This window comes from Pseudoduganella sp. UC29_71 (assembly GCF_042693265.1).
Taxonomy (GTDB): Bacteria; Pseudomonadota; Gammaproteobacteria; order Burkholderiales; family Burkholderiaceae_D; genus Rugamonas.
This window is the reverse complement of record NZ_CP170549.1, coordinates 1,718,376-1,730,798: the sequence shown is the minus strand read 5'-3', so window position 1 is coordinate 1,730,798 and position 12,423 is coordinate 1,718,376. Positions and strand designations below refer to the sequence as shown.

The 12,423-nt window shown below is 66.7% G+C and carries 6 protein-coding genes; 3 read left to right on the top strand and 3 right to left on the bottom strand.

The window, feature by feature from the left end; genetic code table 11:
• Nucleotides 1-70 precede the first annotated feature (70 nt).
• A complete protein-coding gene (locus tag ACFJI2_RS07605; protein ID WP_377704458.1) occupies nt 71-2,254 on the top strand; it encodes a TonB-dependent receptor plug domain-containing protein in 2,184 nt (727 codons plus the stop codon).
• Here ACFJI2_RS07605 and ACFJI2_RS07600 read toward each other — a convergent pair whose 3' ends face one another.
• On the bottom strand, nt 2,255-5,407 hold the full coding sequence (locus ACFJI2_RS07600; protein WP_377704457.1) for a hypothetical protein: 3,153 nt from the start codon (nt 5,405-5,407) through the stop codon (nt 2,255-2,257).
• Between the two features lie 142 nt (nt 5,408-5,549).
• Here ACFJI2_RS07600 and ACFJI2_RS07595 point away from each other — a divergent pair, with 142 nt between their 5' ends.
• The gene (locus ACFJI2_RS07595; protein ID WP_377704456.1) at nt 5,550-7,337 is read left to right on the top strand and encodes a sensor histidine kinase; all 1,788 of its coding nucleotides are present in this window, start codon (nt 5,550-5,552) and stop codon (nt 7,335-7,337) included.
• A 74-nt stretch (nt 7,338-7,411) separates the two neighbouring features.
• On the top strand, nt 7,412-9,568 hold the full coding sequence (locus ACFJI2_RS07590; RefSeq protein WP_377704455.1) for a hypothetical protein: 2,157 nt from the start codon (nt 7,412-7,414) through the stop codon (nt 9,566-9,568).
• A 1-nt stretch (nt 9,569) separates the two neighbouring features.
• Here ACFJI2_RS07590 and eno read toward each other — a convergent pair whose 3' ends face one another.
• On the bottom strand, nt 9,570-10,853 hold the full coding sequence (gene eno / locus ACFJI2_RS07585) for a phosphopyruvate hydratase (RefSeq protein WP_377704454.1): 1,284 nt from the start codon (nt 10,851-10,853) through the stop codon (nt 9,570-9,572).
• Between the two features lie 86 nt (nt 10,854-10,939).
• Nucleotides 10,940-12,403, bottom strand: a complete 1,464-nt coding sequence (pyk, locus tag ACFJI2_RS07580) for a pyruvate kinase (protein ID WP_377704453.1) — start codon at nt 12,401-12,403, stop codon at nt 10,940-10,942.
• Nucleotides 12,404-12,423 lie beyond the last annotated feature (20 nt).

The following is a 12,423-nucleotide window of genomic DNA, read 5'->3' as shown; positions in this document are numbered from 1 at the left end:
CTCAAAAGAATGTTGCCAATTTAGCAGGCTCGGACAATAATTGCCGCGTTTGTCCTATCCGAGCCCCTACATGAATTTGCGCCTCACCCCGATCGCCCTGGCGGCCGCCCTGCTCGGAACGGCCGCCGCCGCCCAGGCACAGCAGCCCGCACCCAAGGCCCCCGCCAGGCAAGCCGCCAAGGAAGCCGCTCCCGAGCCCATCGCCAAGGTCGAAATCAAAGGCAGCGCCGAGGAATACGACGCGCGCCGCGACGACACGGCCAGCAAGACCGTGATGAACCACGAGGAGATCATCAAGTACGGCGACACCAATGTGTTCGACGTACTGAAACGTGCCCCCGGCGTGACGGTGATCGGCAATGCCATCCGCATGCGCGGCCTGGGCAACGGCTACACGCAGATCATGGTAAACGGCGAGCGCCCGCCTCCGGGCTTCACCATGGACACGCTGGCGCCGGACCAGATCGAGCGCATCGAAGTGGTGCGCGCGGCCACCGCCGAGCACTCCATGCAGGCCATTGCCGGCAGCATCAACATCATCCTGAAAAAAGTGGTGTCCAAGCCGCAGCGCGACGTGCGCATCAACACGGCCTACTCGGAGCAGCAGCGCAACCTGTTCGTCAACGGCACGCTGGCCGACCGCGACGGCCGCCTGTCCTGGTACCTGAACGGCGTCGCCTCGCGCTTCCTCGGCAAGAATCCCAGCGACAGCACCGAACAGTTCAGCGCCCCGTCCGGCCAGGTGGTGCAGCTGCGCGACAAGGCCACCCGCCAGAGCAACGACTCCGCCTCGGTCGGCCTGTCGCCGCGCCTGAACTGGAAGCTGGACGACGATGGCCAGTTCAACCTCAGCTCCTACATCCAGTCGCAGCGCTTCAACTGGGGCTCCGACACCTTGACCGCCAACCGCGTCGGCAGCTTCCCCGTGCCGGACTACGTGGAGCGCAACAGCGAGGGCCGCAACCGCTCGTCCTATGGCAATTTCGACGTGAACTGGGTGGTGAAGCTCGCCGGCGGCAAGCTCGATGCCAAGGCCAATATGGGCCGCGCCAACACGGACAGCGCTTACCACTCGCTGTCCTACACGGCGGACCGCCAGACCGTGCTGCTGCGCGATACATCCTCCGAGTCGCAGTTCACGCACTCCGGCACCACCGGCAAGTACACCCGCACTATGTTCGACGGCCACGCGCTGTCCACCGGCTGGGAAGCCAGCCGCCAGGGTTCGGACGACAGCAACCACCGCGTGGAAGGCGTCGTCGGCCTGGCGCCGAACCGCATCGACGAAGCCTTCAATCCGGTGGTGACGAAGGTGGCGGTGTACGCGCAGGACGAATGGAACGTCAGCAAGGACTGGTCGGTCTACCTGGGCGCGCGCTGGGAGACCATCAACACCGACAGCGCCGGCACCGGCCTGCAAACCACCGAGTCGCGCAACCGCGTGCTCAGCCCCGTGGCGCAGACGCTGTACAAATTCCCCGACAAGAGCGGCCGCCAGCTGCGCCTGGCACTCACGCGCACCTTCAAGGCGCCCAACACCGGCCAGCTCACCGCGCGCCGCTACGAGGCCGACCTGAACACGCGCTTCACGCCCGACAGCAGCGGCAACCCGGACCTGAAGCCCGAACTGGCCACCGGCGTGGACCTGACCTATGAGCACTTCTTCGCGCCTGGCGCCGTGTTCTCGGTGGGCACCTCGCAGCGCCGCATCTCGGACTACATCCGCAGCAGGCTGGGACAGGACGCGCGCGGCTACTGGCTGGTGCAGCCGGTCAACGACGGCAACGCCACCGTGCGCTCGCTGGACGTGGAACTGAAGTTCCCGCTCAAGGCCATCATGAAGGACGCGCCGGGCTTCGACTTCCGCGCCAGCGCCAACCGCAACTGGTCCAAAGTGGACTCCGTGCCCGGCCCGGACAACCGCCTGGACCAGCAGATTCCGCTGACCATGGTGCTGGGCACCGACTACCGCGAAGACAAATACAGCGCTGGCGCCAGCCTGTCCTACCGCCAGGGCGGCGCAGTGCGCATCTCCGAGCAGCAAAGCAGCCGCCTGCAGGGCCGGCGCGAGCTGGAAGGCTACTTGCTGTACAAGATCCGCACCGGCTACCAGCTGCGGCTGGCCGTCAGCAACGCGCTGGGCGAGGACAACCTGAGCGACTCCCAGTACCTGGACAGCAACGGCGGCAGCCGCACCTGGACGCGCTCGCCCGGATCGGCGCGCTACCAGGCCAACCTGGAGATGAAATTCTGATCAGCGCGCGCCGCCCTGGCCGCCGGCGCCGCTAGCCTGCTCAGGCGGCGGCACGGCCGCCAGGCTGGTCAGCGCACACCGGGTTTGCATCTGCAACGCCCGATAAGCGTACACCCGCTCAGGCGCGGTTCCCGCGTTGCCCGCGCACAGTTCCGCAGCGCCCGGCGCCACCTCGGCCTCCGCGTACTGGTATCCATGCACGATATTCAGCCACTGGGTCAGCAGCGCGCGTTGCCCGGGCCTGGCCAGGATGGCACTGGCCGCGCCTTTTTTGGCCGCCTGCGTGGACGCATCGGACAGCACCGCGTCCACTTCGCCGCTGCCTCCCGCTTGCGCAGCCAGCAGCCGTGCCAGGCCGGGTTCTATCCACAGCGCCGTGCGCAAACCCTGCACCAGTTCGTCCGCCGCCGCATCGGCTTGCCAATCGTCCGCGCTGCGCGGCTGCTTGCCGGCCTGGTAGCGCGGTATGCGCACCATGGCATAGCTGAAGGTGGAGGTATTGCCGGCGCCATCCGCGTAGCTCTTGCTGATCACCTTCTTCTGCCAGTAGGCGGCGGGAGCGTCCAGCGCATGCAGGCACGCGCCTTCCGCAATCAGCGGGCAATCCGGCGCGGCCGCCGCGCCCGACAGATCGCCCTCGAACTGCACCCGCACCATGGCGCCACGGCCCACGGCGCCAAACACCGGAATGACGGGGACGGAGGCCACGGGAGCGGCGTTGTCGAGCCAGTCCACCTCGTACGCCGTCAGCGACAGCGGCGATAGCGGCTTCGTGTCCAGGCCGTAGCCAAAGCGCACTTCGCATGCGCCGCTGGCACCGGTCTGGTTTTTCACGCGGTCGACGGCGCAAGCGGCGACCGTGTACACGCCGTCTTCCGGGAAGTCGATCATGCCCTCCAGTGCGCCGTCCGCATTCCGGCTGACCGGCACCTCCCATCGCTGCGTGGCAGGACCTGTGACGCCCAGCACCAGCGATTCCACGCCCGCATCCGCGTCGAGAGCCCGGACCTTCAGCTGCCGCTCCCGGCTCCAGCCGGCAAAACTGCCGCAAGCAGACCATGCTCCCGCGCCGGAACGGCACTCGAGCACCGGCGGCAGCGCATCCACGCGGATCGTTCCAAGCGCCGCCCTGGCGTACTGGCGCTGATAGTTCACGTTGCGCGCATCCCGTACCAGTTCGAAGCTGGCGCCGTGCCCGCCCAGCGGCGCAGCCGGCTGCTTCATGCAGCCGCTCCCCCCGAGCTCCGCCAGCGGCGCCGTTTGCCCGTCAATATAAATCTTTTGGCATACGCCGTCGGCAACCGCGCCGGCATACCTGAGCACTGGCCGTGCCGACGTCAGCAGCACCCCTCCGGCCCGGGAGGCCGGTTCGAGCAAGATGCTGCGCCCGTCCGGCTCGGCATCGACCGCGGCCGCGAATTCGGCGGCGGCCTGGCTGCCCACGATTTTCTCGTTGTACTCCCAGCTTGGATGGTAGCTGCCGTTCAGATTGGCCTGCAGTGCCGCCGAGTCCTGGGGCGCGCGGAACCAGCGCTGCTGGCTGGCATAAAAGGGCTTGCCACCCGGCCTGCACCAGCCATGCCGGTTCACGACGTCAGCGCCGTACCTGCTCACGTTCAGCGTCCGCCAGCCATATGTTCCGGCCGTCTCCACTATCATCCCGTTCAGCCGCTTCAGCACCGCCGTGCGGACAAACTCCAGCTCTTTCCTGGAAAACAGCAGCTGCGACACGCCTGTCGCCAGTCCGATATCTTCGGCCTGCAGGTCCTGCACGTCGCCCATGTCGCTGCGGGTGCAGCTGGCGCTGTCGGACTGCGACGCAAAATCCGGATACGGGACCGAGACGATGCTCCGCACCGCATACTCGTCGTTATTCATGCGGAACACGTTGTTGCGGAACGTGTCGGCAAACCGGTGGTAGTCCTTCCGCAGCGCGTCGAAGCGGTGCTCCAACGCCACCGCCAATTTCTGCTTCTTCTCCTCGCTCGCCAGGTTTTTCAGCATCAGACCCACCATCATCGGCCCAAACAACACATCGTTGCCGCCGCCGCTCAACAGCAACAGATCGATGCTGGTTTTCCTGCGCTCGCGCGCGGCGCGCTGCGTGCCTAGAAAGGTGTGCAATTGCTCGATCTGGGGCTGCATGGTGACGTCGGTATCGAGCACAGCGTCCTTGCCGGTGTACTCTTTCACGCTGCGCTCTTTCATCACGTCCTTACGCAAACGGACGCCGGTATAGGAGCCCAGCAGGCTATCCGACAGCTTGCCTCCCGAGCACGCGAAGCTGACCACCGTCAGCGCGCCCGCCGCCAGCGCCTGCCTGTAGCGGGCATTGGCGACGCTATCAGGCTGCCGGAGCAGCTTCAAGCCCGCCCGCAGCGGGCCGGCGTAGGCCGAGCGGTGGCACCATGGGTCCATCCAGACCGCCGGCACGAAGACGGACTTCGGCGGCATGCCCACTTCGGACGTGTCCTGCACTTGCTCGTAACGCTTCGGCGCGTCCGGATTCCCTTCCCCCGATGCGAAGGAATCCCCCAGCGAGACAATCAGTACATCCTCCGGCACACTGGAGTTGAGCTGCACGGCGTCGCTGCCAGGCATCTTGATCTTGATCCTGACCGGCGTTTCCGCGTTCGACGCCAGGGTCGCCTGCACAGCGCAAAAGCTCGCCCCGCGCTGCGGCCGTGTATTGCCGATCTGGTCCGGCAGGGAGAACTCGCACGATTGCGGCGTTGCGCCGCCCGGCGCCAGGACCGTGATCAGGACGCGCCGCGCGCCGTAATTGCAGTCCGCTGCCTTGCCCGGCAATTTGGTCGTCAGGATATCCCAGCCGGGTATGTTGAACAGCGCCGCCGCGCTGGCCGACAGTCCGGCGTCGGGCAACTGGTAGTCCAGCGGAGGCGTTTGTTTGTCGAGCAGCCGGCGGTAGTCCTCCCACCCCATCTTCCCCCCGGACGCACCGGCGGGGGCGCAGCCCTCGTTGCGCGCCTCTTTGAACAGGTCCGCATCGAAGGCGCCCAGGCGCGGCGTCACCCTGACTGCGATCCGGTATCCGCCGTCCTCCACCACGTAATCGCAGCGCCCTGCCAGCGGCGCAAGCAGGCAGCAAAATACCGTGAGCAGGCCTAGTTTCCGCACAAATGGTTGGCGCATTTCATCCTCCGACGGGGTTGGATCTTGCATTGGGCAAAGCATTATGCGCCGTTGCCGGACCCAAAATATTCACCAAAAGTAACGAGCAGCCATGTTTCCGCATTGCGTTATAATGTTGCAGTTAAGATAATTATCCACTGCAATGAAAGTCCGTTCCCTGCTTGCCCTGACCATCACGGTTGCCCTGGTGCCCGTGGTGGTGTTTTTCGCTGCGCCGCTGGCGCGCCTGGTGGACGCCGAGCGCGACGCGGGCGTGCGCAGCCTGCAGGAGGCGGCGCGCGCCACTTCGGTGGCGGTGGACGCGCAGTGGAACGAGGCCGCGGGCCTGATGCGAGCGCTGAGCGCCTCCAGCAAGCTGGAGGCCGAGCAGTTGGACGCTTTCGCCGCCAAGGCCCGGTCGCTGATGGCCGGCCGCGACGCCGACCTGGTCCTGTACGACGCCAACGGCCAGCAGCGCGTCAACACGGCGCTGCCGGAAGGCGTGGCGTTGCCGGACACCCGCGCCGAGCGCGCACGCATCAGCAAGATGCTGGACGGTTCCAGGGTGATGGTCACGGACCTGCTCGACGGTTCCGTCACGCGCAAGCCCATGGTGGCGCTGGAGTACCCGTTCTCGCTGGCAGAAGACCGCGCCTACGTGATGGCCTACGCCTTCGAAGCGGCGCTGATGGCCAGGGCGCTGCCGCCGCCGGACCATGACGGCACCACCTACCAGATCTACGACAGCAAGGCCCGGCTGATCCAGTCCAACCGTCCCGGCGCCGTGGCAGGCACAGCCGCGCCGCCGGCCATTGCCGCCGCCATGCGCGCCGCGCAAAGCGGCCTGGTGTCGCTGCCGGACGGCGGCTATGCCTTGCTGGCCTCGTCCCGCCTGTCCAACTGGTGGGTGGTGGTGACGACCAGCGCCGACCGCATCGACGGCAACGCGCGCCGCATCGCGCTGCTGTCCGGCCTGGGCCTGCTGATGGCGCTGCTGCTCGCGGTGGCCACCGCCTGGGCCATCAGCGCGCGCATCGCCAAGGCCATCGCGCAGACCAGCGCCGCGGCCGGCGCCATCGGCTCGGCGCCGCCGCAGCGCCCCGCCCCATCCGGCATCGCCGAGGTGGATGAACTGGGCGAGAGCATCTACCAGGCCTCGCACCTGCTGGCCGAGGCGGCGGCCGAACGCGAGCGGCTGCTGGTGCAGGCGCAGCACGCGCGCGAAGTGGCGGACGCGCAAAACCGCGCCAAGGATGAATTCCTGGCCATGCTGGGCCACGAGCTGCGCAACCCGATGGCGCCCATCAGCGTGGCGGCCCACATGCTGGCCATGCCCGGCCTGAGCGAGCAGCAGCTGCGCCAGGCCAGCGACGTGATCGCGCGCCAGAGCAGCCATATGAACCGCCTGGTGAACGACCTGCTGGACGTGTCGCGCGTGACGCGCGGCCTGATCTCGCTGGAGCGCAAGCCGCTCAGCATCGGGCCGGTGATCGCCAGCGCCGTCGAACAGACCGGCAGCATGGCCGCCAGCCAGCACCACACGCTGACCGTGGCGCCCATGGCGGAAGAGCTGTGGGTGAACGGCGACGCGATCCGGCTGGTGCAGGTGCTGGCCAACCTGCTGGCCAACGCCATCAAGTATTCGCCGCCGCGCTCGGAAATCCGGGTGGAGGCCGCACGCGACGGCGGCGAGCTGGTGCTCACCGTGAGCGACAACGGCAGCGGCATCGAAGCGGGCCTGCTGCCGCGCATCTTCGAGCTGTTCTCGCAAGGCGTGCGCCGGCCGGACCGCGCCGACGGCGGCCTCGGACTGGGCCTGGCGCTGGTGAGGAAAATCGTGGAGCTGCACGGCGGCAGCGTGGCCGCCTACAGCGAAGGGCCGGGCATGGGCAGCCGCTTCGTGATCCGCATGCCGCTGCACACCATGCCGGCGCATGCTGCGCGGCAGTGACAATTCGCGTATCTTATTGCGCTGGAACTGGAGTAAGGTAGACGCCCCGCTGCAACCCTCTGTTGGAGGCATGCATGACAGCAAAGCGAGTCACCCGCACGGCATTCACCCGCCGCGCATTGTCCCTGTGCTTCTTCCCCTTGCTCACGGTAGTGGCGGGCAACTTCACCCTGCTCAAGCTGCCGCAGGCGCGTGAAACGCTGGAGGCCGTGCAAAGCTTTGACAGCAACGCCTTCTGGTATGACGGACCCTACTGGTACTTCCTGCTCGCGCTGGCCTACTGGGCCTTCGCTGCCTGGTATTGCGCCCGCATCATGCTGGGCAAGCGCTTCCCGCTGGACGATATCGGCCACTGCGTCAGTCCGCGCTATGCATGGGCGCTGGTGAACTGGCTGCCGCGCGTGCTGGGCCTGATGAGCTGCCTGCCCATGACGCTGTATTTCGCGCTGGGCGACCGGCCGTCCGGCCTGTACTGGCTGCCGCTCGCGGTGCTGTCCGGCGTCTTCCTGGCGTTCGTCGTGGTGCGCAAGAAGCTGTTCGGCGTGGCCGGCTGGGAGCACCGGCCCGGCTGGGCCTATCCCCGCTTCAATGAACTGGGCACGCTGGCCGTGCTGATGATAGCGGCCATGGTGACGGTATCGTGGCTGCTGCTGTTGTCCATCGTCGTGGGCAACGCCGACGCCGCGCGCGCCGTCGGTTCGCCTGCCTTGCTGCTGGCCGCGCTGGGCGGCTGGACGCTGTTCGGCAGCATCGCGCTGATGTACATCCCCAAGAGCCGGGGCTGGCCGGCGCTCACCTTGCTGCCGTTCGCCATCGCGCTCGCCGCCTCGTTCAGCAATGAGAACCACCTGGTGGCGCAGTCGGGCGCTTCGGCAGCCGGCGCCGAACACAGCGCGCCCGACAAGCTGATCGCCGACTTCCGCGCCTGGAAGGACAAGCATGACGCAAGCCGTCCCGGGCAGCCGATTTACCTGGTGGCGTCGGCCGGCGGCGCCTCGCGTGCCGCCTACTGGACCGGGGCCGTGCTGTGGCAACTGGAGAATTTCGCGCGCGCCAATGGGCGCAGCTTCGCGCCCAACATCTACGCCATGAGCGGCGTATCGGGCGGCAGCCTGGGACTGGCGGCCTTTGCGGGCGCGCTGGCCAGCCAGCCCGGCCAGCAAGCCGCCCCGCTGCCGCGCACCATGCTCGATTTCCTGGGGCAGGACTTCCTCGCCCCAGCCATCGGCTACATGCTGTATCCGGACGCGCTGGCGCGCTTTTCGCCCGTGCCGTGCACGGCCTGCGACCGCTCGCGCGGCCTGGAGGAAAGCTGGGCCGAAGACTGGCGCCGCCTGATGCCGGACGACCCGGCCGCCGACTGGTTCCAGCGCAAGCTCCCCGCGCTGAAACAGGGCCGGGACGACCTGCCGCACCTGATCCTCAATTCAGCCTCCGTCAGCGACGGCAAGCGCGTGGTACAAGCCGGACTGGACTTCCTGCCGCCCGAAGCCTACGACCTGCTCGACAAGCGGCTCGACACCAGCCGCCTCACGCTGGCCGGCGCGGTCCACAACAGCGCCCGCTTCCCCTACATCAGCCCGGGCGGGCTGGTGTACGTGCGCAGCCCAAAATCGGAGTGGGACTACCTGGTGGACGGCGGCTACTTCGAGAACTCGGGCGTGGCCACCATCAACGCCATCCTCAACCGGCTGAAGGCCGAACCCGGGCTGCTGCGGCCCGAGGACCAGGTGGTCGTGATCGTGATCGAAAACGATCCCGTTTGGGAGCACGAATGGCTGTGCAAGGGCGACCAGGAAAACATCTGCAAGCACGACGCGAGCGACGCCGCAGCGGACAAGGCGAACGCCGTGGCGCGGCAGGCGCCTGCGGGTGCAGGCAGCGACCGCGCCAGCGCCTGCCCCGCCGCCGCGAAAACGCCGCTGCTGGCCGAAGTGACGATACCGCCGCTGGCGCTGTACCAGAGCCGGAACGCGCGCGCCCACGCGGCTGAAGCGGAAGCCATCCGCATCCTGGGCGGCTGCACGGCGCGGCGCGTGGTCGAACTGCGCTACCCCAAGGTGGAAGGCGAAAAGGAACCGCCCATGAGCTGGTTCCTGAACGCAGGCAGCAGGAAGATCATGGAAAAGAAACTGGGCGGCGAGCGCCCGGACGCGTCGCAGAAGGCCTACCTGGCCTTCCGCGAGCAATGGCAGCAGATGCAGCGCTATATCGCGCCGCCGGCGCCGTGAATCAGCGCAGGTTGTAGAACGCGCCGCGGCCCGGATAAGTAGCGGTTTCGCCCAGGTCTTCCTCGATGCGCAGCAGCTGGTTGTACTTGGCCATACGGTCCGAACGGGACATGGACCCGGTCTTGATCTGCAGCGCGTTGGTGCCCACGGCGATGTCGGCGATGGTCGAGTCTTCGGTTTCGCCCGAACGGTGCGAGATCACGGCGGTGTAGCCGGCGCGCTTGGCCATTTCGATGGCGGCGAAGGTTTCGGTCAGCGTGCCGATCTGGTTGATCTTGATCAGGATGGAGTTGGCGATGCCCTTCTGGATGCCTTCCTTGAGGATCTTGGTGTTGGTGACGAACAGGTCGTCGCCCACCAGCTGCACGCGCTTGCCCAGTGCCTCGGTCAGGATGGCCCAGCCTTCCCAGTCGCCTTCGGCCATCGCATCCTCGATCGAGATGATCGGGTACTTGTCGCACCACGAGGCCAGCAGGCCGGTGAACTCGGCGGCGGTCAGGCTCAGGCCCTCGCCTTCCAGTTCGTACCTGCCGTTCTTGTGGAATTCGCTGGCCGCGCAGTCCAGGCCCAGCGCAATCTGCTCGCCCGGCTTGTAGCCCGCTTCCTCAATCGCCTGGATGATCAGCTTGATGGCTTCCTCGTGCGACGACACCGACGGCGCGAAACCGCCCTCGTCGCCCACCGCCGTGGTCAGGCCCTTCTTGTGCAGGATCTTCTTCAGTGTGTGGAACACCTCGGCCCCGTAGCGGATGGCTTCCTTGAAGGTTGGTGCGCCCACCGGGATGATCATGAATTCCTGGATGTCCAGGTTGTTGTCGGCGTGCGCGCCGCCGTTAATCACATTCATCATCGGCACCGGCATCTCCATGCCGCCCGAGCCGCCGAAGTAGCGGTACAGCGGCAGGCCGGCTTCATCTGCGGCCGCCTTGGCCACGGCCATGGACACGGCCAGCGTGGCGTTGGCGCCCAGGCGCGACTTGTTCTCGGTGCCGTCCAGTTCAATCAGCGTGCGGTCGATGAAAGCCTGCTCGTTGGCGTCCAGGCCGATGATGGCTTCCGCGATCTCGGTATTGATGTTCTCGCAGGCGCGCAGGACGCCCTTGCCGAAGTAGCGCTTCGGGTCGCCGTCGCGCAGCTCGATGGCTTCGCGCGAACCGGTCGATGCACCCGACGGCACGGCCGCGCGGCCGGTGACGCCGGACTCCAGCAGCACGTCGCATTCAACGGTGGGATTGCCGCGCGAATCGATAATCTCGCGTGCGATAACGTCAACAATTGCAGTCATTCCAGGTCTCCAGTAGTGTCGATACGTACATCTCGTTACATACATCTCGTAGGGCGGGTCAGGCGCGCAGCGCCGTAACCCGCCGCTCAATGCGCAGGTGCGCCCAGCTTCATGATCTTCAATGCGTTGGTGCCGCCCACCAGCCCCATAGGCTCGCCCCAGGTCAGCACCACGGTATCGCCGCGCGCCGCGATGCCGCGCGCCACCAGCAGTTCCTCGACCGAGCGCAGCACCATCTCGCGGTCGCGCGTCTGCTTCAGTTCCAGCGCCTGCACATTGCGGTACAGCGCCAGCTTGCGCTGCGTGGCCACGCTAGGCGTGAGCGCGATGATGGGAATATTGATGTTGTTACGGCTCATCCACAGGCAGGTCGAGCCGGATTCGGTCAGCGCCGCGATGGCCTTCACGCGCAGGTGGTGCGCCGTGAACAGCGCGCCGTAGGCGATGGACTGGTCGATGCGGCTGAAGGTGGTGTTGATCAGGTCCACGTCCGGGTTGGACGGGTTCCACTTCTCGGCGTCCAGGCAGATCGCGGCCATGGCTTCCACCGTCTCCACCGGATACTTGCCGGAAGCGGTTTCGGCCGAAGTCATCACCGCGTCGGTGCCGTCCAGCACCGCGTTGGCCACGTCCGATACTTCGGCGCGGGTGGGCACGGCGTTGACGATCATCGATTCCATCATCTGGGTCGCGGTGATGGCCAGCTTGTTGGAGGCGCGCGCCATCTTGATCATGCGCTTTTGCAGCGCCGGCACCGCCGCGTTGCCCACTTCCACGGCCAGGTCGCCACGGGCCACCATGATGCCGTCGGACGCGTCCAGGATCTCCTGCAGCGCGGGAATCGCTTCGGCGCGCTCGATCTTGGCGATCATGAACGGCTTGTGCTGATAAGGCTCGCCGGCGATGTTGGCCAGCTGGCGCGCCATCACCATGTCGGTGGCGTTCTTCGGGAAGGACACGGCAATGTAGTCCGCCTGGAAGCTCATGGCGGTCTTGATGTCCTCCATGTCCTTGGCCGTCAGGGCCGGCGCGGTCAGGCCGCCGCCCTGGCGGTTGATGCCCTTGTTGTTGGACAGTTCGCCGCCGATCTTCACGGTGGTGTAGATTTCACTGCCGCTGATGCGGTCCACCACCAGCACGATCAGGCCGTCGTTCAGCAGCAGCACGTCCTGCGGGCGCAGGTCGCGCGGCAGGTCCTTGTAGTCCAGGCCCACGCGCTCCTGGTTGCCCAGTTCGCCGTTCTCGCCCCACTTCGCGTCCAGGATGAAGCGCGCGCCGTTTTCCAGCTGGATCTTGCCTTCTTCGAATTTGCCGACGCGGATCTTCGGCCCCTGCAGGTCGGCCATGATGGCTACCTCGCGGCCGCAATGCGCAGCCGCCTCGCGCACCATGCGGGCACGGTCCACGTGGTCCTGTGCTTTGCCGTGCGAGAAGTTCAGGCGCACGACGTCCACGCCGGCCTTGAACATGCGGATCAGGGTTTCGATGTCGTTCGACGCTGGGCCGATGGTGGATACGATTTTGGTTGCGCGTGGAGTCAGGATGGACACGTTGTCTCTTTCGTTCGTTT

What these genes read in the sequence shown, in the direction of transcription:
- ACFJI2_RS07605 (WP_377704458.1), top strand. Translation starts at nt 71, where the DNA reads ATGAATTTGCGCCTCACCCCGATCGCCCTGGCGGCCGCCCTGCTCGGA.
- ACFJI2_RS07600 (WP_377704457.1), bottom strand. Translation starts at nt 5,407, where the DNA reads ATGCGCCAACCATTTGTGCGGAAACTAGGCCTGCTCACGGTATTTTGC.
- ACFJI2_RS07595 (WP_377704456.1), top strand. Translation starts at nt 5,550, where the DNA reads ATGAAAGTCCGTTCCCTGCTTGCCCTGACCATCACGGTTGCCCTGGTG.
- ACFJI2_RS07590 (WP_377704455.1), top strand. Translation starts at nt 7,412, where the DNA reads ATGACAGCAAAGCGAGTCACCCGCACGGCATTCACCCGCCGCGCATTG.
- eno (WP_377704454.1), bottom strand. Translation starts at nt 10,853, where the DNA reads ATGACTGCAATTGTTGACGTTATCGCACGCGAGATTATCGATTCGCGC.